Source organism: Lacticaseibacillus camelliae DSM 22697 = JCM 13995, assembly GCF_001311195.1.
GTDB lineage: Bacteria > Bacillota > Bacilli > Lactobacillales > Lactobacillaceae > Lacticaseibacillus > Lacticaseibacillus camelliae.
Genome location: NZ_BBAJ01000011.1, coordinates 26269 through 45619, shown reverse-complemented (window position 1 = coordinate 45619; position 19351 = coordinate 26269). Strand labels below are relative to the sequence as shown.

21 protein-coding genes and 5 pseudogenes are annotated in these 19351 nt (G+C 56.4%); 19 read left to right on the top strand and 7 right to left on the bottom strand.

Annotated elements, in window-relative coordinates; translation table 11 throughout:
• A partial coding sequence (locus tag JCM13995_RS03530) for a GNAT family N-acetyltransferase (RefSeq protein ID WP_225350695.1) occupies positions 1-575 on the top strand: 575 nt, incomplete at its 5' end.
• On the opposite strand, the gene JCM13995_RS15620 is transcribed toward JCM13995_RS03530, so the two are convergent.
• Genes JCM13995_RS15620 through JCM13995_RS03515 form a run of 3 tightly spaced genes read right to left on the bottom strand, consistent with a single transcriptional unit; the run spans position 511 to position 2076 of the window.
• The gene (locus JCM13995_RS15620; protein ID WP_225350694.1) at positions 511-1020 is read right to left on the bottom strand and encodes an LURP-one-related/scramblase family protein; all 510 of its coding nucleotides are present in this window, start codon (positions 1018-1020) and stop codon (positions 511-513) included. The genes JCM13995_RS03530 and JCM13995_RS15620 overlap by 65 nt on opposite strands.
• Entirely contained in the window at positions 993-1190 is a 198-nt protein-coding gene (locus tag JCM13995_RS15615) for an LURP-one-related/scramblase family protein (RefSeq protein WP_054662527.1), read from the bottom strand. Before JCM13995_RS15615 ends, JCM13995_RS15620 begins: the two co-directional genes overlap by 28 nt.
• Positions 1174-2076, bottom strand: coding sequence for a Cof-type HAD-IIB family hydrolase (locus JCM13995_RS03515; RefSeq protein WP_054662524.1), 903 nt, complete (start codon positions 2074-2076; stop codon positions 1174-1176). The genes JCM13995_RS15615 and JCM13995_RS03515 overlap by 17 nt, the downstream gene beginning before the upstream one ends.
• An 86-nt stretch (positions 2077-2162) precedes the next feature.
• Here JCM13995_RS03515 and JCM13995_RS03510 point away from each other — a divergent pair.
• The 3 genes and pseudogenes from JCM13995_RS03510 (at position 2163) to tsaE (ending at position 4448) form a co-directional block, all read left to right on the top strand.
• Positions 2163-2847, top strand: a pseudogene (locus JCM13995_RS03510) (uracil-DNA glycosylase).
• An 86-nt stretch (positions 2848-2933) separates the two neighbouring features.
• A pseudogene (pta, locus tag JCM13995_RS03505) lies at positions 2934-3911 on the top strand (phosphate acetyltransferase); the annotation flags it as partial.
• An 81-nt stretch (positions 3912-3992) separates the two neighbouring features.
• Positions 3993-4448, top strand: a complete 456-nt coding sequence (gene tsaE / locus JCM13995_RS03500; protein ID WP_054662521.1) for a tRNA (adenosine(37)-N6)-threonylcarbamoyltransferase complex ATPase subunit type 1 TsaE — start codon at positions 3993-3995, stop codon at positions 4446-4448.
• A gap of 57 nt (positions 4449-4505) precedes the next feature.
• On the opposite strand, the gene JCM13995_RS03495 is transcribed toward tsaE, so the two are convergent.
• A complete protein-coding gene (locus JCM13995_RS03495; protein WP_054662518.1) occupies positions 4506-5042 on the bottom strand; it encodes a 3'-5' exonuclease in 537 nt (178 codons plus the stop codon).
• A 12-nt stretch (positions 5043-5054) separates the two neighbouring features.
• Positions 5055-5810 (bottom strand): exodeoxyribonuclease III, encoded by a 756-nt coding sequence (locus tag JCM13995_RS03490; protein WP_054662542.1) that lies wholly within the window; start codon positions 5808-5810, stop codon positions 5055-5057.
• Positions 5811-5930: 120 nt separating this feature from the next.
• On the opposite strand from JCM13995_RS03490, the gene murB reads away from it, so the two are divergent.
• From murB to JCM13995_RS03440, 13 genes and pseudogenes are all read left to right on the top strand, one after another.
• Positions 5931-6827 carry a UDP-N-acetylmuramate dehydrogenase gene (gene murB / locus JCM13995_RS03485; protein WP_054662515.1) on the top strand — a complete coding sequence of 299 codons (897 nt, stop codon included), beginning with the start codon at positions 5931-5933 and terminating at the stop codon, positions 6825-6827.
• Positions 6828-6856: 29 nt separating this feature from the next.
• A complete protein-coding gene (locus JCM13995_RS15610; RefSeq protein ID WP_225350693.1) occupies positions 6857-7054 on the top strand; it encodes a hypothetical protein in 198 nt (65 codons plus the stop codon).
• A 72-nt stretch (positions 7055-7126) separates the two neighbouring features.
• Positions 7127-8128, top strand: coding sequence for a cation:proton antiporter (locus JCM13995_RS15605; RefSeq protein ID WP_263849552.1), 1002 nt, complete (start codon positions 7127-7129; stop codon positions 8126-8128).
• The gene (locus JCM13995_RS15600; protein ID WP_225350691.1) at positions 8082-8276 is read left to right on the top strand and encodes a hypothetical protein; all 195 of its coding nucleotides are present in this window, start codon (positions 8082-8084) and stop codon (positions 8274-8276) included. The genes JCM13995_RS15605 and JCM13995_RS15600 overlap by 47 nt, the downstream gene beginning before the upstream one ends.
• Before the next feature lie 20 nt (positions 8277-8296).
• A complete protein-coding gene (locus JCM13995_RS15595) occupies positions 8297-8956 on the top strand; it encodes a hypothetical protein (protein WP_225350690.1) in 660 nt (219 codons plus the stop codon).
• Positions 8957-9092: 136 nt separating this feature from the next.
• Positions 9093-9956, top strand: coding sequence for a DUF3737 family protein (locus JCM13995_RS03475; protein ID WP_054662512.1), 864 nt, complete (start codon positions 9093-9095; stop codon positions 9954-9956).
• Positions 9953-11124, top strand: a pseudogene (locus tag JCM13995_RS03470) (MalY/PatB family protein). The gene JCM13995_RS03475 and the pseudogene JCM13995_RS03470 overlap by 4 nt, the downstream one beginning before the upstream one ends.
• An 11-nt stretch (positions 11125-11135) precedes the next feature.
• Positions 11136-11951: an aldo/keto reductase gene (locus JCM13995_RS03465; RefSeq protein WP_054662509.1), complete on the top strand. Its 816-nt coding sequence runs from the start codon at positions 11136-11138 to the stop codon at positions 11949-11951.
• A gap of 212 nt (positions 11952-12163) precedes the next feature.
• On the top strand, positions 12164-12703 hold the full coding sequence (locus tag JCM13995_RS03460; protein ID WP_054662506.1) for a helix-turn-helix domain-containing protein: 540 nt from the start codon (positions 12164-12166) through the stop codon (positions 12701-12703).
• A gap of 12 nt (positions 12704-12715) precedes the next feature.
• Positions 12716-13803 (top strand): annotated as a pseudogene (locus JCM13995_RS03455) (ABC transporter ATP-binding protein).
• 32 nt (positions 13804-13835) lie between these two features.
• Entirely contained in the window at positions 13836-14633 is a 798-nt protein-coding gene (locus JCM13995_RS03450) for an ABC transporter permease (RefSeq protein ID WP_054662503.1), read from the top strand.
• Positions 14630-15455 (top strand): annotated as a pseudogene (locus JCM13995_RS03445) (ABC transporter permease). The gene JCM13995_RS03450 and the pseudogene JCM13995_RS03445 overlap by 4 nt, the downstream one beginning before the upstream one ends.
• The gene (locus JCM13995_RS03440) at positions 15439-16512 is read left to right on the top strand and encodes an ABC transporter substrate-binding protein (protein ID WP_054662500.1); all 1074 of its coding nucleotides are present in this window, start codon (positions 15439-15441) and stop codon (positions 16510-16512) included. The pseudogene JCM13995_RS03445 and the gene JCM13995_RS03440 overlap by 17 nt, the downstream one beginning before the upstream one ends.
• 123 nt (positions 16513-16635) lie before the next feature.
• On the opposite strand, the gene JCM13995_RS03435 is transcribed toward JCM13995_RS03440, so the two are convergent.
• Positions 16636-16938, bottom strand: coding sequence for a hypothetical protein (locus JCM13995_RS03435; protein ID WP_156314303.1), 303 nt, complete (start codon positions 16936-16938; stop codon positions 16636-16638).
• Positions 16939-17567: 629 nt separating this feature from the next.
• On the opposite strand from JCM13995_RS03435, the gene JCM13995_RS03430 reads away from it, so the two are divergent.
• On the top strand, positions 17568-17960 hold the full coding sequence (locus JCM13995_RS03430; RefSeq protein ID WP_054662494.1) for a single-stranded DNA-binding protein: 393 nt from the start codon (positions 17568-17570) through the stop codon (positions 17958-17960).
• A 45-nt stretch (positions 17961-18005) separates the two neighbouring features.
• Here JCM13995_RS03430 and JCM13995_RS14270 read toward each other — a convergent pair whose 3' ends face one another.
• Entirely contained in the window at positions 18006-18182 is a 177-nt protein-coding gene (locus JCM13995_RS14270; RefSeq protein WP_156314302.1) for a hypothetical protein, read from the bottom strand.
• A 232-nt stretch (positions 18183-18414) separates the two neighbouring features.
• On the opposite strand from JCM13995_RS14270, the gene JCM13995_RS03425 reads away from it, so the two are divergent.
• Entirely contained in the window at positions 18415-19272 is an 858-nt protein-coding gene (locus tag JCM13995_RS03425) for a patatin-like phospholipase family protein (RefSeq protein ID WP_054662491.1), read from the top strand.
• Positions 19273-19351 lie beyond the last annotated feature (79 nt).

Below are 19351 nucleotides of genomic sequence, written 5' to 3'. Positions count from 1 at the left end.
CCGCAACAATTATGATTCGTCCAAGTAAACCTGAAGACGCGGCGGCCGTTGTGCCGCTGATCGATTTGGTCTTTGAAGAAATGGAAGTACCCGCTTTGATGCGCATGCGCAAGCCCGATTTGTATAAGGTGTTCAGACAAGCCTTTTTGTTGCCTGACTACCGCTACGGCTACCCGCAGACCACGGTTCACGAAGGCGCAAATGGCGTGGATGGGATTCTGGTCGGCTATCCGCATGAGCAAGAAGCGCACATTGATGACGCGTTTAAACCGCTGCTCCCAAGCGTCGGGCTCCCGGTTGACCACGAACTGTTCCCGGATGTTGAAACCGATCCGGGCGAGTGGTACATCGATACCTTGGCCGTGGCCGAATCGGCGCAGCATCATGGCGTTGGCACGGCGCTGTTGAACGGCATCGTGGCGCCGCTCAAAAAGCGCGGGGTGACGCTGCTGTCCCTGAACGTTGACCAGACCAACCCCAACGCCGAGCGGCTGTATCGCAAGGTCGGCTTCAAGAAGACGCGCGAGCTGATGATCGGCTCGCACCGCTACAACCACATGACAAAAGCGATTTAAGCATGAAAAAGGCAGACCCGAAGCGGATCTGCCTTTTTTTATGCTGATGGTTAAAATGATTTTGCGAATCGGTCCGGGCTTGCGGCCAAGAGCTGCCTCGCTTAAGTGCCGAAGTGTAGGCCAGACTGCCGCGCGTCAGGGGGTTGGTCAGGTGCACGAACCGCCACCGGTCGAGGACGGCAGCGACCAAGAGGCCGGCATGGACATTGCGGGGATCGAGGATGTCGATCTTAAACGTGGTCGAGGTCGCGGCCCCCACGGCGGCAATCGTGGTCACGGTTTTCACCCCATGATAGATGTGGTACTCATTGGCGAGCAGATTCCCAAAAATCAGCCAGTTGAGGTCGGTCACAAAGACAAACTCGTGCCAGACCCCGAGCATCTTCTTCACACTGCCGGCTTTTTGGCCGTCTAAGGTCAAGTCGTAGCGGGGCGACATCCCCATGGTTTTCTGGCGGATCTCCCGAGTTCTTGGCCGGAGATGGTGTGCAGGTTGAAACTATCATTGGCCAGGCCGTGGCGCCCGTTGAGAATGAACGCCGGGCGTGATTGGTCGTCCTTGACCACGGTGACCCCGGATTCGTGGAGCGCCTGGGCATCAATGTAGTACAGCATTGACTTCGCCGCCTTTTTCTTGTTCATTCAAGGCGATGGCCCGGTGAATGGCCTGGGCCACCCCGTCTTCAACGTTGGTTCCAGTCACGTGCCAAGCCAGCTGCTTGATTTTGGGGACGGCGTTGGCCATGGCCACACTGTATTTGGCCATGCGGATCATTGACTCATCGTTGAGGTTATCCCCGATGGCCATGACCTCAGCCATTGTGATTTGTTTAAGGGCGGCGTAGGCAGCCAATGCAGGGCCTTTTTGCGCATCCTGAGCGTTGATTTCAAGATTATTTTCGCCGCTGGACGTGACTGCTAAGCTTCCCTGCGCTTCGAGCTGGGCCTTGAGTGGGGCCAGGGCGGCTTGGCCACCATCGGCGAACACGACCACTTTGAGGATCTCGGCCTTTGGCGTGATGAATTGCCGATAGTCGTCAACATATTGCGTGGACAGGTACTGAATGCGGTGCTTGGCCTGTTCAGTGAGCTGGTCTTCTGACCAGTCAGCATGGTAATGGCGCAGGGCGTGCTTCATGTCGGCCAGGCGATGCTCGTATGAATTCGAAACGACGCCGTCTGGAACCACGAGCTCGCAGTAGAAGCCGGCCCGGTCGATCTGATCAAGCACGGCAAGCAGCAGGTCGTGCGCAAGGGGCACATGGACCTTGACCTGCCCAGCCTCGTTGTAAACCAAGGCCCCGTTGATCGTGATGAACGCCGGTTTGAGCCCGTGACGTGAAAGCCGCGGCTGGGCCTGTGGCAAGTTGCGCCCAGTGGCCACGATAAATTCAATGCCGGCAGCCTGCGCATCCCGGATCGCCTGGGCGTTGGCCGGAGAAACTTCAGAGTCGGCATTGAGCAGTGTACCGTCTAGGTCGGACGCGATCAGTTTGATCATGGCAAAACCTCCAATCATCGCAATTTTACCATAAAAGCGGATGCAAAGCGGGCCAGGCTTGAGTACACTAGACTTGGAGGTTAGTGATGAAAACACTGATTCATAATGACTGGCAGACCGTGCTGGCCCCGGTGTTCGCAGGCCCGGAGTACGCCCGGCTGCACCAGTTTCTCAAACAAGAGTACCAAACGCAGACCGTCTACCCGGAGATGCATCACATTTTCCAGGCGTTCGAATGGACGCCATTTGACCAGGTCAAAGTCGTCATTTTCGGTCAGGACCCGTATCATGGCCCGAACCAGGCGGTCGGGGCCAGCTTTGCCGTGGCGCCAGGGGTCCCGCTGCCGCCCTCACTGCAGAATATTTATAAGGAACTCCAGGATGACCTGGGCTATCCACCGGTCAGTCACGGGTATCTGAAGAGCTGGGCGCAGCAGGGCGTCCTGCTGCTCAACGCCGTGCTGACGGTGCGCGCGGGCCAGGCCAACTCGCACCGCGGCCAGGGCTGGGAAACGCTGACTGATGCCGCAATTGCCGCCTTGTCCGACCGTGGCGGGGTCGTCTTCATTCTCTGGGGAAGCTCCGCCCGGGCCAAAAAGCAGCTGATCGATCTGGGCAAAAATGCGGTGGTTGAATCCCCTCACCCGAGCCCGTTGTCCGCGTACCGTGGTTTTTTTCGGCAGCCGGCCGTTTTCGCGGACCAACGCGCTGCTCGCCAAGATGGGCGAAACCCCGATCAACTGGCAGTTGCCCGCCCAGCCTGAGGCGTAAATTTTCAGTGCGGTTTGCCTGAATAATTGCTATGATAGACCCTGAACGTTGTATGCGCTAACAAAGCAATTAATGGAGGGATCATTTTGGACTTAATTCAGAGCTTGGAGCAGAAAATCACCGGCAAGAATTACAGCATCGTTTTTCCCGAAGGCACTGACCCCCGCATTCTTGGGGCAGCAGTCAGACTCGCTTCGGAAGGGCTGATCCAGCCATCGTCCTTGGCAAGCAGAGTGAAGTCGAAGCGGTGGCCAAAGACAAAGGCTTCACGCTGGGCAAGCTGACCATCCGGGATCCGCAAACCGACCCGATTCTGCCGGAAATGGCGAAGGCCTTTTTTTGACCGGCGGAATGGCAAAGCGACTGAAGACCAGGCGGAGGCCATGGTCAAAGATCCGAACTACTTCGGTACTATGCTGGTGTACATGGGCAAAGCGGATGGCATGGTTTCCGGTGCCGTCCACTCGACTGCCGACACAGTGCGGCCGGCGCTGCAGATTATCAAGACGCGGCCAGGCGTGTCGCGGACCTCTGGTGCCTTCATCATGCAGCGCGGGCGTGACGAGCGCTACCTGTTTGCCGATAACGCCATCAACATTGATCCGGATGCCCAGACCCTGGCGGAAATCGCTATCGAGTCTGCCAAAACCGCGAAGTTGTTCGACATTGACCCCAAAGTGGCCATGCTGAGCTTTTCGACGAAAGGGTCAGCCAAGGCGCCACAGGTGGATAAAGTGGTTGAAGCGACTGCTCTGGCGCATCAACAGGCCCCGGACCTGGCGCTGGACGGCGAGTTGCAGTTCGACGCGGCCTTTGTGCCAACCGTGGCTAAGCTGAAGGCGCCGGATTCCAAGGTTGCCGGGAATGCCAATGTCTTTATTTTCCCGGATCTGCAGTCAGGCAATATCGGCTACAAGATCGCCCAGCGGCTCGGCAACTTCGAAGCGATCGGGCCGATCCTGCAGGGGCTGAACAAACCGGTATCCGATCTGTCACGTGGGGCCAATGAAGAGGATGTGTACAAAGTGGCGTTGATCACCGCCGCTCAGAATCTGATCGACTAGTTATGTTAAACTGAGGATGGTTTTGAACCGTCAAATGAGCGCCGGTGCAATTGCCCGGCGCTTTTGTCTGGAGGCGCATTGATGGAATTCGACAATGAAACAGCACTGCAGGGCTTTGCCGAAAGCGTGGCACCGCACTTGGTGGGTGGCGATGTCCTGCTGCTTGACGGTGACCTTGGGGCGGGTAAAACCAGCTTCACCAAGGGCTTAGCGCGCGGGCTGGGAATCACCGATTATATCAAAAGTCCCACCTTCACCCTGATCCGGGAGTATCCGGCCGGTCGCCTGCCGCTTTACCACATGGACCTGTATCGGCTTGAAGGCGGCGGGGCCGGTGACCTGGGGCTGGAGGAATATTTTGAAGGCGATGGCGTGTCAGTGGTCGAGTGGCCGGATTACCTCGGCGAGGCCATGCCCGAGAGTTATCTCCTGATTCATTTCATTAAGGATGACTTTGACGATAACAAACGCACGCTGACCTTCGAGGCTGAAGGCTCACGCGCAAAGGCGTTGCTTGAGGCGTTGCCCATTCAGTAAGCGAGGCACAAAAAATCATCCGCATGGCCGGTTGGTCATCGCGAGATGATTTTTGCGTTAAGCGGTCATTTTCAGCATCGGCGCCAAGGCCGCCTGCCCGAAGCGCTGGGCCTGGGCGATCAAAATCCGCGCGCACGCGTAACTGTCCTGCAAGGCATTGTGATGATGCGCCAGCGGAATGTGCAGCGCCGCGCTGACGGTATCCAGCCGGTGGTTGGGCAGTTCAGGCATCAGCTTTTTCGCGGTCCTGGCGGTGTCGATCACCTGGTAGTGGGGCACCTGAATGTCGTAGCGCTCAAGCGTGCGCCGCAGCACAGACACATCGAACGGCGAGTTGTGCGCGGTGACCAGTTGATCCGGGGTGAAAAAGCTTTGGATGTGCGGCCACACCGCCGGAAACGTGGGCTGGCCAATCACCTGGGCGGCCGTGATGCCGTGAATGCGGACGTTTTGCGGCTCGAATGGGCCTTCCGGATCGATCAGCGTGTAGAATGAATCGACGACCCGGTTTCCCCGCACCACGACCAAGGCCAAGGAGCACGCACTCGCGCGCTGCCGGTTGGCCGTTTCAAAGTCCATTGCAATGAAGTCCATGTCAGTCTCCTATCAGTCAGCGGTTTGCAGCTCGACCGGGCAGTGGTCTGAGCCCATGATTTCGTTGTGGATCTTTGCGTCTTTCATGTACGGCACGAAAGCGGTGCTGCCGACAAAATAGTCGATGCGCCAGCCGGCGTTGCGGGACCGCGCGTTAAACCGGTAGCTCCACCACGAGTAGGCGTCGGCGACGTCAAGGTAGAAGTGGCGGAAAGAATCGGTGAAGCCGGCTTCGAGCTGGGCGGTGAAGTCCGCGCGCTCCTCGTCGGTGAAACCGGCATTGTGGTGATTAGAGGTCGGGTTTTTCAAATCGATTTCGTGGTGTGCCACGTTCAGATCCCCGCAGTAAACCAGCGGCTTTTTCGCCGCCAGCGTCTGGGTGTAGGCGAGAAACGCCTTGTCCCAGCCCTGCCGGTAGTCCAACCGCTTCAGCTCGCTGCCGGAATTCGGGGTGTACACCGTCATGAGGTAGAATTTCGGGTACTCCAGTGTGATCACGCGGCCCTCATCATCGAATTCCGGGACCCCGATGCCGTAGGTGACATTGAGCGGTTCATGTTTGGTGAAAATGGCCGTGCCGGAGTATCCCTTGCGCTCGGCATAGTTGAAATACTGGTGGTAGCCTGGCAGGTCGAGAGTGGCTTGACCGGCCTGCATTTTGGTTTCCTGGATGCAGAACCAGTCCGCGTCCAAGGCGTTGAATGTCGTCATAAAATCGTGCTTTAAGACGGCCCGCAAGCCGTTGACGTTCCATGAAATCAATTTCATCATGTACTGCCTCCGTTCGTAATGCCTTCAGTATATAAGAAAACGGGGCGGGTCTCAAACGGCTGACGAAGGCTGATTTATGTTAAAATTAACCGGTAATTTAATTCTGGGAGGCAGATCATGACTGCAGCCGTAATCGATGGCATAACCATCTTAAAAAATGAACCACTGAGTAAGTACACCTTTACCCGCACCGGCGGGCCGGCCGATCAGCTGGCCTTTCCCCGCTCGGTCGAGGAAGTCGAAGCGCTGCTGCAGTACGCGAGCCGCCAGCACCTGCCAGTCACGGTGATTGGCAACGCCTCGAATCTGATCGTGCGCGACGGCGGCATTCGGGGGTTGACCCTGATCCTGACGGCAATGGCCAAAATCACCGTGGATGGCGACCAAGTGACTGCCCAAGCCGGCGCCCGGCTGATCGATACCACGGAAGCGGCGTACCGCGCCGGCCTGTCGGACTTTGAGTTTGCTTGCGGCATCCCGGGTAGTATCGGGGGCGCCGTTTACATGAATGCCGGGGCGTATGGCGGTGAGATCAAGGACATCCTGGTGGCGGCAACGGTGCTGACCCAGGCGGGTGAGCTGAAACGCTACGACAACGCCGGCATGGCGTTCAGCTATCGCCACAGCATCGTGCAAGACACCGGTGACGTGGTCCTGCAGGCAACCTTTCAGTTAACGCCGGCGCCTAAGCCTGACATTCGGGCCCGGATGGACAAGCTGAACGCGCGGCGGGCAAGCAAGCAGCCGCTGGAGTATCCGTCCTGCGGTTCCGTTTTCAAGCGCCCAGTCGGGCATTACGTCGGGCCGATGATCCAGCAGGCCGACCTGCAGGGCCATAAAATCGGCGGCGCCCAAATCTCAATGAAGCACGCCGGGTTCATTGTGAATATCAATCACGCCACGGCCACGGACTACATGGCGATGATCCGTTATGTGCAAAAAAATGTGCTGGCGAAATTTGGCGTCCAGCTTGAACCCGAGGTGCGCATCATCGGGACTGAACAAGCGTTGTAATGCCAATTTGAAGAAGGGAGGTGAGCGGCGTGCAGTTGGTTGAAGCGGTCTTGCTGCTCATCTCTTTGGTGATTGTCTCTAACGTCATCAGTCATTACTTGGTCGTGGTGCCAGTTTCCTTGATTCAGGTCGCGCTGGGGCTGGGGGCGGCCCTTTTTTTTCAAGCTGAGCCTCGACATGCAGACGGACTGGTTCATGCTGCTGTTCACGGCCCCGCTTTTGTATAATGACGGTCGCCGTTTTCCCAAACGTGAGCTGTGGCAGCTGCGCGGCGCGATTGTGGCAATGCCATTTTTCTGGTGTTTATCATCACTTTTCTCGGCGGGTTCTTCCTGCACTGGTTGGTGCCCGCGATGCCGCTGGCGGCCAGCTTTGCCCTGGCCGCCATCCTGGCGCCGACGGACCCGATCGCCGTTCAGTCGCTGGCCAGTCGGGTGCACCTGCCTGCAGGGTTGATGCATCTGATTGCCGGGGAAAGCCTGATCAACGATGCCAGCGGCCTGATTGGGTTTAAGTACGGAATCGCTGCGGTGATGACCGGGACGTTTATCTGGACGCAAGCCATTGGCGACTTTTTCTACATCGCCGTGGTGGGTGCACTGGCCGGTGCACTGCTGATGGGCATCATCAACCTGGTGCGGCTGTGGCTGCTTCAACAGGGCATCAACGATACGATCCTGCACGCCGTGTTGCAGCTGATCACGCCGTTTTTGATCTATCTGCTGGTCGATGACGTCATCGGCGCATCCGGCGTCATCGCGGTCGTGGTGGCCGGACTGCTCACCAACGCCAGCGGCAACCGCTTCATTTCGGCATTGCCAGAGCTGCGCATCGTGACGGAAAAAACCTGGGACATCGTCGTGTACGTCCTCAACGGCCTGATCTTCATTCTGCTGGGTCTCGAGCTGCCGGTGGCCATGCACGCAACCATTGAAAGCCGCGCGGTGTCGACGTGGCAGGCCCTGCTGGACGTGGTGCTGGTTTACCTGGTGATGCTGGCGATCCGGGTGGGCTGGACGTACGGCTACATGTGGGTTACGGCCTGGCATCAGCAACGCAGACCGACCCAGCGTCTACCTGGCGCTGCTGAACGGCATTGCCGGCGTGCGCGGGGCCATTTCGCTGGTCGGGGTGCTGGCGGTGCCGGTGCTTCTTCCTTCAGGGGCGCCATTTCCAGAGCGTTCGCTGATGCTATTCATCGCGGCCGGGTACATTGTTTTATCGATGATCGTGGCCACATGGGTCTTGCCGGTGATGACCAAAAATCGCGCGCCGCTGCGGTTGCGGGGCTCTGCCGTTGAGGATGCCGGCGATGTGGAGGACGCGGCCCAGCCGGCCGATGTGCGCCTAATGACCCACGCGCAGGCGCAGCGTGTGCTGTACCAGAGCGCCGTGCGCAAGCTGGAAAGCGAGCGCCGGGAAACAAATCAAAAGCCAGTCCTTGACTGATCGACGAGTACCAGCATTTATTGCGGCGCCTGGAGCTTCAAGAAGATGACAGCGATGACTTGCCGCCGTTTATTCAGGATGAGATCGCTCTGCGGGCAGTCGGGGTGGCTGGTGAACTCGCCGCCCTGGAGCAGCTGTTTGAAGCAAATCAAGTCAGTGAGCCGCTTTACCAGAAAACCAAGCGGCGCCTGCACACGCGGGAGCGGTCGCTGACGGCCATGGCCCAGAATCATGGGCACCTGAACCTGTCAGACATTGTGGACCGGGCGAAGGCGGCGATCCCGCATTGGTGGCATAAGGTCGCGGCCGAACGGTTCGGCCGGACGCTTAATGGCGAGCGCTTGGCCGTTGAAAAAGCAATCGCCAAGGGCGGCCTGAAGGCACTGAGCGAGTACTTGCGACAGCCCGAGCACCGGGCCCGCCAGTTCAATCGTCAGGTGATTTACGCCTTGATCGTTCAGTACCGCAACCGCATCGCCACCGCCAAGGCATCGGCCAAGCAAAAGTCGCTGCAGTACGAGCAGGAAATGGCCCGGCTGCGCACTTTGGCCTTGGCCGCTGAACGGGCGGCCATCCATGATCTGCTGGAACAGGGGTACATCACGGTGGCCATGGCGCAGCGGTTATCACAAAGTGTGAACTATACTGAAAACGCCGCGGCTCTGGCCACGCTTGAGTGACGGTCCATCGCATCAATAAAATGATAGAATAGACGGGTAAGCGGGTTCCCGCAGTACCCAGTTTTGTTGCAGGGAGCCTCTGGCTGCCTGCTTTTTTTTGCCCGGAAAAAGCGCTTGGCCAGTGAGGGAGGAAACAATGGAAACCATTCAGGATCAGTTCTTTGATGGCGAGCGGCCGCTTTTTGGCAAACACGATGCCCGGCTCATTCGCACGACGTTCGGTGAAGGGGAATCCCCTTTGAAAGAGAGTCGAGACATCACGCTGCGTGACAGTACCTTTACGTGGAAGTATCCGTTGTGGTACAGCAAGCACGTGGATGTGATCAACACGATCTTTGAGACCATGAGCCGCAGCGGCATTTGGTACACCGATGATATTTCACTGCGCAACTGCAGCTTTCAGGCGCCGAAGTTGTTCCGGCGCGCGCATCACATCACGCTGCAAAACGACCACTTTTCAAACGCCGAGGAAACGCTGTGGTCGTGTTCAGACATTGCCATCGAAAATGTGGATGCCAGCGGTGATTATTTTGCCAAGGACAGTGAGAACATCTATGTGGACCACCTGAACCTGATTGGCAACTACGCGTTTGATGGTTGCCGCTACGTCGAGGTGCACAATTCCACCTTGGTCACCAAAGACGCGTTCTGGAACTGCGATCATGTGGTGATTTTTGATTCAGTGATCTCCGGTGAATACCTGGCTTGGAACACGAAGCACCTGACGCTCATCAACTGCACGATCGCCAGCGACCAAGGACTGTGCTACACGGATGATTTGACGCTCAAGAATTGCAAGATGATGGAAACGGATCTGGCCTTCGAGTACTGCACCAATATCGACGCGGAAGTCACGACGCCGATTCGCAGCGTGAAGAATCCCAGCTCGGGTAAGATCCGGGCGAAGGCGATCGGCACGCTGATCTTGGATCCGACAAAAATCGATCCGGCCAAGACTGAAATTATCTGTGATAATCAGCCCAAGGTGGTGCAGTCATGAGTGCGTTTGATCAGATCATCGATCGCAGTGGAACCGATTCGATCAAGTGGGCGGTGAAGCCCGGCGAGCTGCCCATGTGGATCGCCGATATGGACTTCAAAACCGCGCCGGCGATCATTGACGCGATGCAGCAGAAGGTCCAGTTCGGGGTGTTCGGTTATGAGGAGCCCCCGGCTGCGTACTTCAAAGCGGTGGCCGACTGGTATGAAAGCCAGCACGGCGCGCGGCCGGACCCATCGTGGATGTGGTACTGCACCGGCGTGATTCCGGCGGTTTCCTCAGTGGTGCGGCGGGTCTCACACCCTGGCGATAACGTCGTGGTGCAGGCGCCGGTTTACAACATGTTTTACCACTCGATTGAAAATAACGGCCGGCACACGCTGTCTTCAGATTTGGTTTACGATGCGGCCGCTGGGACGTATCACATCGATTTCGCAGATCTTGAGCAAAAGCTGGCAGAACCGCTGAGCACGCTGATGATCTTGTGTAATCCGCACAACCCGATCGGCAAGGCTTGGTCAAAGGCGACGCTGACCCGCATCGCGGAACTATGCTTGAAGCATCATGTGGTGCTGCTTTCAGACGAGATCCATGGCGACCTGGTCTTCGGGGCGCGGCCTACACGCCGGTTTTCGCGCTGCCTGAAGCCCTTCGCGACAACGCGGTGATCTGTGTGTCGCCGTCCAAGACGTTCAACGTTGCGGCCCTGCACGCGGCGACGGTCATTGTGCCTGGGCAGGCGCTGCGAGAATCGGTGACGCGGGCCATTAACAACGACGAGCTGGCCGAACCCAATCTGCTTTCGCTGCCGGCGAGCATCGCGGCGTACACCCAAGGGGCGGCGTGGTTGGCCGACCTGAAGCGCGTGCTTGCGGCCAATCGGCAGCAGGTTCAAGCTTCCCTGGAAAAAATGCCGGCGGTGCGGCCGGCATTCGAGAATGCGACCTACCTGCTGTGGCTGGACATTTCGGCGCTGCACACCGACAGCGAAACCTTCTGTCGGTTCCTGCGGGCGCAGACCGGGTTGATCCTTTCGGCCGGCAGTGAGTATCGCGGCAACGGGGCTCAGTTTATCCGCATGAACATCGCCTGCCCTCAAGCCATGCTGACAGATGGGTTAGGGCGACTCGCCAAGGGCGTGCAGTTATTTGAACAACAAAATCAATAGGAGGCATTACAATGGCATCTTCGATTTTGAGTGAGACTTATACATTGGCAAATGGTGTGAAGATCCCGAAAGTGGGCTTTGGCACCTGGCAGATCCCTCAGGCAGAGGCGCAGGAAGCAGTGTATAACGCGCTGTCCCTCGGCTACCGGCACATCGACACGGCGCTCGCCTATCAAAACGAGCAAGGCGTCGGCGCGGCCATCAGTTATTCCGGGATCCCGCGTGAGCAGCTCTTTGTGACCACCAAGCTGCCCGCAGAGACGAAGACTTACGCAGGCGCGAAGAAGGACTTTGAGACGTCGCTGAAAAACCTGGGTCTTGACTACGTTGACCTGTACCTGATCCATGCGCCGTGGCCATGGGCCAAGCGCGGCAACTACGACAAGGAAAACAAAGAAGTTTGGAAAGCCATGGAGGAGATTTACCAAAGTGGCCGGGCCAAGGCAATTGGGATTTCCAACTTTGGCGTGCCGGAAATGAAGAACATTTTTGCCGGCGCCAAGGTTAAGCCGATGGTCAATCAGATCCAGTACCACGTCGGCTACACTGAAAACACCATCACCAAGTTTGCCAAGGACAACGGGTTGTTGGTCGAAGCATACTCGCCGTTAGCCACCGGCCGGCTGCTTCAGGACCCAGACCTCACGGCGATGGCCGAACAGTACAACGTGTCGATCGCGCAGCTGGCAATTAAGTTCTGCCTGCAAAATGGCGTTCTGCCGCTGCCCAAGGCGACCCACCGGTTCCACGCCGAGAGCAACACGCAGCTGGACTTCACCATCAGCGATAAGGATATGGACAAGCTGAACAGTCTCGAAGAAGAATAGTGCGGATTCAGATTGTTGCCGTTGCCTGCGGGTGACGGTTTTTTTGTGGCAAAATGACGTTTGCCCACGCGTCAAGGGCTCACCCGCTTGTCAACAAACTGTAATGAAAACGTAGCGCTTTTTGCTTGAATTCACCGCCTGACCCGGTATAATAGGCAAAGCGTACTAAACTTATGGTTTAGTTTGACAAAACCAGGGCTGGGGGTGGCCGAATGGATATTGGTCAGAAGATTCGTGATTTGAGGATTCAGAAAAATCTGACTCAAGAGGAGTTGGGGGAACGCACCGACTTGACCAAGGGGTATATTTCCCAGCTTGAGCATGATCAGTCCTCACCGTCGATGGAGACTTTTTTTGATATCTTGAACGTGCTGGGCCAAACGCCGGCCCAGTTTTTCACTGAGAATAAGAACCAGCAACTGGTATACGCGGTCGCGGATCAGACTGAATACGAGGATGAGGAGCGCGGTTACCAGCTGCGGTGGCTGGTGCCGGAGTCCAATGAGAACGAAATGGAGCCTGTCCACATCACTTTTAAGGCGGGCGGCGAATTCAAAACGTTTGAACCTTCACCGGCTGAGACTTTCATTTATGTGGTGTCAGGGCGAGTGACCCTGCAGCTGGGGAATGAGACCTATTTGGCCAAGCGCGGCGAGACGATTTATTTTCACGCCACGCAGCAGCATCGGATTGTGAACGCGGCGCGCGGCCAAAGTGTGATCCTACTCGTCGCCACGGCGTCGTATCTTTAGGGGGAGTGAAAATTGAGCAAAACGATCATTGAATTGCGGCATGTCAGCAAGGTTTACGGGGACACGACCGTGCTGAAGGACATCAACATTGAAATCGAGCAGGGCAAGTTTTACACGCTGCTGGGCCCCAGCGGTTCAGGCAAGACCACGATCTTGCGGGCGATTGCCGGTTTTCTCGATCCCACTGCTGGTGATGTGCTGTTTGACGGCAAACGGATCAACGACATCCCGGCCAACGAGCGCAAGGTCAACACTGTGTTCCAGGACTACGCCTTATTCCCACACCTGAACGTCTTCGAAAACGTGGCGTTCGGCCTCCGGATTCAAAAGCGCAGTAAAAAAGAGATCGAAACGCGGGTGCATGATGCGCTGAAAATGGTGCGGCTGGAAGGGTTGGCCGACCGCGAAATCGCCGAGCTCTCAGGCGGTCAGCAGCAGCGGGTCGCCATCGCCCGGGCCATTATCCTGGAGCCGGAAGTGCTGCTTTTGGACGAGCCGTTGTCGGCGCTTGATGCCAAGCTGCGCAAGGACATGCAGTACGAACTGCGCGAGCTGCAGCAGCGGCTGGGCATCACCTTCCTGTTTGTCACGCATGATCAGGAGGAGGCGCTGGCGCTTTCCGACGAAATCTTTGTCATGAACGATGGTGAGGTCCAGCAGTCTGGCACGCCGGTCGATATCTACGATGAGCCGGTCAACCATTTTGTTGCCGACTTCATCGGTGAATCCAACATTGTGTCCGGGCACATGGTGCAGGACTACTTGGTGGAATTCAACGGGAAGCAGTTTGAGTGTGCCGATGCGGGGATGCGTCCGAATGAAGCGGTTGAAGTGGTGCTGAGGCCAGAGGACTTAGACATCACCGCAGTGGGGGCCGGGAAGGTCACCGTTGACGTCGACACGCAATTATTCCGCGGCGACTACTACGAAATCGTGCTTACGATGACGCCAAGAACGAGTGGCTGATTCACTCGACGAATCCCGCCAAAGACGGCGATCGGGTCGACCTGACGTTTGATCCGGAAGATATCCATGTCATGCGGTTGAACGAATCCGAGGAAGACTTTGACGCGCGGCTGGAAAGCTACGAAGGCGAATAGGAGGCGGAGAATGAAAAAAATCAACGCAAAACCTGGTCTTTTACGTGCCTTACATTCTCTGGATCCTGCTGTTCGTGATCGCGCCGATGGTGCTGATCGTCTATCAATCCTTCTTCAACATTGAAGGGGACCTCACGCTCAGCAACTACGCCACTTATTTTCAATCCGGCACTTATATCATGATGACGATCAATTCGGTCTGGTACGCCTTCTTGATCACCGCGTTCACGCTGCTGATTTCCTATCCGGCCGCGTATCTGCTGCATTACGCCAAGCATAAGGAGCTGTGGCTGCTGCTGATCATCCTGCCAACCTGGATCAATTTGTTGCTGAAAGCCTACGCGTTCATCGGCATCTTCAGCCAGGATGGCGGCATCAACACGTTCCTGCGCACGGTCGGGCTCGGCACCCACCAGTTCCTGTTCACGGATTTTTCGTTCATTTTTGTTGCCAGCTACATTGAGATCCCGTTCATGATCCTGCCGATTTTTAACGGCATCGAGGAGCTGAACGAGGGGCTGGTGAACGCCAGCCGCGACCTTGGCGCCAAGTGGTGGCAGACGTTCACGCGCGTGATTCTGCCGCTGACCATGAGCGGGGTGAAGGCCGGCGTCCAAGCAGTGTTCATTCCCAGCCTGAGCCTCTTCATGCTGACTCGCCTGATTGGGGGCAACCGGGTCATCACGCTGGGGACGGCCATTGAAGAGCATTTCCTGACGACGATGAATTGGGGCATGGGCTCGACCATCGGCGTCGTGCTGATTGTCGCGATGGTCATCATCATGTTCCTGACGGGTGAGCGGAAGAAGAAGGGAGGACGGCAAGCATGAAAAAGTGGAAATGGTCGAATCTATACCTGATTTTTGTCTTCATCCTGCTGTACGTGCCGATTGCCTACCTGATCATTTACAGTTTTTCCAAGGGCGACACCATGAGCAACTTCCGGGGCTTCACCTGGGCGCATTATAGCGAGCTCTTCGCGGATACCCGGATGATCCAGATCGTGGTCGACACCTTGATGCTGGCGCTGCTGTCCAGCCTGATCGCGACGATCGTGGGGACTTTGGGGGCGCTGGCGATCAGCCGGACGAGCAAGCCCGTCCTGAAAAATACGATCCTGTCGCTGAACAACATTTTGATGGTTTCACCGGATGTCATCATCGGCGCCAGTTTTCTGATCTTTTTCACGGCGCTGCATGTGCGCTCGGGTTCTTGTCCGTGCTGCTCAGCCACATCGCCTTCTCGATTCCCATCGTGGTGCTGATGGTGCTGCCGCGGCTGTCGGAGATGAGTCCGTCGCTGCTGGATGCGGCGCGGGACCTGGGGTCGACGAATACGCAGACCCTGACCCGGGTGATCATGCCGTTCATTACGCCAGGCATTCTATCCGGCTTCTTCATGGCGTTCACGTACTCGCTGGATGATTTTGCCGTGACCTTCTTCGTCACCGGGAATGGCTTCGAGACGTTGTCCGTTGAGATTTACGCGCGGGCGCGTCAGGGCATCAGCCTGGAGATCAACGCGCTGTCAGGGGTCATGTTCATTTTCTCCCTGGTGCTGGTCATCGGTACTACTTCATTCAGCGCGGCACGGCTTCACACAAGGCGAAGCTGAAGGCAAAGGGGGCGGCACTCAATGAAACGACTCATTAGCATGGCTGCCGTCATACTGGCCGCCGTCATCGGGCTGGCCTTTTGGAGTAACTCGCTGCAAAAAGCCCAGGGCGCAACGGGTGATAATACGTTGAACCTGGCCAACTGGGGCGATTACATCGATCCGGCACTGGTCAAAAAGTTTGAAAAAGAGTCCGGCTACCACGTCAACTTGGAGACTTTTGACTCCAATGAAGCGATGTACACCAAGATTCAGCAAGGCGGCACCTCCTATGACCTGACCGTGCCTTCCGAATACATGGTCGAGAAAATGGCGCGCGCCAAGATGCTGATCCCGCTGGACAAAAGTAAACTGCACGGGCTGAACAATTACGGTTCGCTGTACATGAACCGGTCGTTTGATCCCGGCAACAAGTACTCGCTACCCTACTTCTGGGGAACGCTGGGGATCATTTACAATGACAAGTTTGTTTCGGCCGAAGAGGTTCAGCACTGGAACGACTTGTGGTCGCCCAAGTTCAAGGACAACATCATGCTGATCGACTCGGCACGCGACATCATGGGCTTTTCGCTGCGGTCGATGGGCAAGTCCATGAACACGACCGACCCGAATACCTTGGCGCTGGCCAAGGCAAAGCTGGATCAGATGTCACCCAACGTCAAGGCCGTCGTCGCGGATGAAATCAAGATGTACATGGCGGCCGACGAGTCTGCTTTGGCCGTGGATTGGTCAGGCGAGGCGGCCGACATGATGGCGAATAACTCACACCTGCGCTATGTGGTGCCGAGTGAAGGGTCTAACCTCTGGTTTGACAACTTGGTCATTCCGAAGACCGCCAAGCATTTCAAGGCCATTTACGCGTTTCTGAACTTCATCACGAAGCCGAAGAATGCCGCCCAAAACGCTGAGTACGTCGGTTATTCCACCCCTAACACAGCCGCCCTCAAGCTGCTGCCGAAGTCCGTGCGGAATGATAAGCAGTTCTACCCGGATGCGGATGTGATCAAGAAGTCTGAGGTTTACAAAGATCTCTCACCGAAAACGGTGGGGCTCTACAACGACTTATACTTGGAATTTAAGATGTATCGCCGTTAGAACTATCGAACGTCGATACTAAAACGCGAGAGACTCATGCTGCTAGGCAGCATTGAGTCTCTCGCGTTTTTACTGATTTAGGTTTAGACAGCGAAAATAGGAATTCCATGCACACGTCCTTAATCACTCATCAGCTAGAAATTGATTAAAATTGTTTTCCTTAGAGTCCAGAATCAAGGTTTTACCGGCGTACAAAGAAACATATATCCCGCGTTTGCGGATTGGATCTGTGATTAATTTTTGTTTGGCCATGGAATCGAGCACAAGTTTTTGCGCCTGCGTTGCCAGTTGCTTGCGGGAACTCAGCACGAGTGAGGAGACTTTTAAGGCATCGGCATGCGCCGCCAAGCGATGGTCTTGGCCGAGCGTCACGCTTTGCAGGTACATCGCCCAGTCATACTCATGTTGAGGGGCCCCGTTTTTCACCGCTTGGCAGCGCCGAATCGCTTGTGTCACTGCTGCTACTGCTTTTTGGCTTGCTCGATCGATCAGGGGTGGTCCCAGATTTTTTGACAGACGCGGGATGGGGTTGTTCGCTGTTCTGCCAATGGAGATTTGGCATGAAGATGCCGATCCCGACTAGAAATAAGCCTGCAGCCGCGGCAAGCTCCGCCAAATGACGGGAGCGCTGAAGCAAAAGGCATCCGATTGAGACAATGATTGTGAGTATGCCAAGGACAATTAAAAGCCAGCTGATATGTGCCATTGACGCTTCCTCCTGTCGCTGAACTTGCTTCCAAATCTGATTGCTTGTTATTGCGGTGAGAACTAGTCTTCATTGTGCGAGCCGAGCGGTGACCGAATGGGGTTAATGGGATGCCTTATATTAGCACGTGGGCAATCAATCTGAAAGCCTCAGCTTTGAACAGACTGTCCCTGTTGGGCGGTGGCGCAGGTTCAGGATTGTAAGGGGATTCGTGGTGGTTGGCGAAATATATCCTCAGACCCGCGAAAAAGACGGGGTCACGCAAGAGAAACGGAGGAATCACTCATGTTCAATCGAGTGTCGCTGACAGGGCATTTAGTGCGAGAAATGGAGCTGAAGAAGACGGCTGGTGGCATCAGTTACGGTTTTTTTCACGCTGGCGGTCGCGCGGGGCGCACGGGATGAGCAGGGCAATCATCCCGCTGACTTTATTCGCGCCATCGTGTGGGATAAAAAGGCTGAGTTGATGGCCAGGTATTTACACAAAGGGTCATTAGTTGGGGTGGAAGGAAGATTGCAGTCATACGCGCGTGAGAACGGTGAGGGGCAGCGGCGCACCGAATTGGAGGTCGTGGCGCAAAACATTATTTTCCTCGAGTCGCAAAAGGTTTACGAGTTCAGGCAAGGTCAAAAGGCTCAGCGTGCCGGTGGTGGGGATGCCGGCTCAGGATTTACCCAGGGCGATCCCTTTGATCCCGAGAAAAAAGACGTCGCGATTCCAGAAGAGGATCTACCTTTCTAACGAGACAAGAAAAGCGCCCATCTACAGGCGCTTTTCTTATCCACGTTACTTGTTCTCGTGGAGCTGCTCATTCTTGCGCTGGACGCCTTTTAGCGCTGTATCAAACAGCAGTGCGACGTCCTCAGGTGACTTATCGCTTAAATCCTGCTGACGCAACCATTCTAGCGCGATGGCTTCATCGCGATTGGTCGGGAAAAACTGTGAAGCGTTTTCTGTTGTCATGCTCTCATCTCCTGTGCATATTATGGCACACGAGGGGCGGCTGCGGCCATTTGGCACGCTTTTTTTCGTTCAGCCCCACCTATGCCGCGTTGAGTGTTGGTTTGACCTTCACAGACGCCACCGGCTGGCGACTTGTAAATAAGCGGTTTCTCCCGTATACTAAACGCCAAATGTTTTCTCGAAGATCTGGCGGTCGCGACGCACTGCAGTCGCACAACAAAGGAGACGGCGAATGTACAAAGCAGCATTAGTTCTTGAAGGGGGCGCCTTGCGCGGCCAGTACACAGCAGGCGTGCTCGACACGTTCTTGACGCACGACGTTCATTTCGAGTTAGTCGTCGGCGTTTCTGCTGGTGCGCTGTGTGGGACGAACTATCTCTCCGAGCAGATTGGGCGCACGAACGCGATCAACACGAAGCATCGCACGGACAAGAATTATATCTCGGTCGGGCGCGCACTGCATCACCAGGACATCATCAATTTGGATTATCTTTTCGGCGAACACGGCGGCGACTGGGAGAATTTTGATGACCGAACCTACCGCACTTCCCGCAGTGAGTTTGTCGTTGTGGCGACCTCGATCGAGCTGGGTCACGCGGTTTACTTCCGGCATCCCCAAGGGCGTGATATGGTGGCCGACCTGAAGGCGAGTGCCGCGATGCCGTTCATTTCGGCTGAGGCCTACACCAGTGCGGGGCCATGCCTGGACGGCGGCATTGCCGATTCGATTCCCTTCGAGTACGCGCAGCACCGCGGGTATGACAAAGTGGTCGTCATTCGCACTCGCGAGCGTGCCTATCGCAAGTCGCCGACGAGCCAGGTCCTGCGCCGCGCCTATCAGCGCGCCTTTGCCGCCCATCCGACGTTTGTTCAGACCGCAATTGCCCGGCCGGAGATGTATAATCGGCAGGCGGCGGCCTTGGAACAATTGGAAAAGGCCAATCAGGTCTTTGTGATCGCACCTGAGCAGCCGGTGACCGTGGGCCGGCTGGAGCACGATGTCGATAAGCTGAAGGCGCTGTACCAGACCGGGACGACCGAAGCGGCTTCAGCTTTACCGGCGATGCGTGACTACCTGGAGCAGGACTAGCCAGCAGGATTAACGGCGGCGCCGACCGACCTGTTTGTCGCACCACCGGTTTGTTGTGTTTGCAGCACCGCTTTTGTAT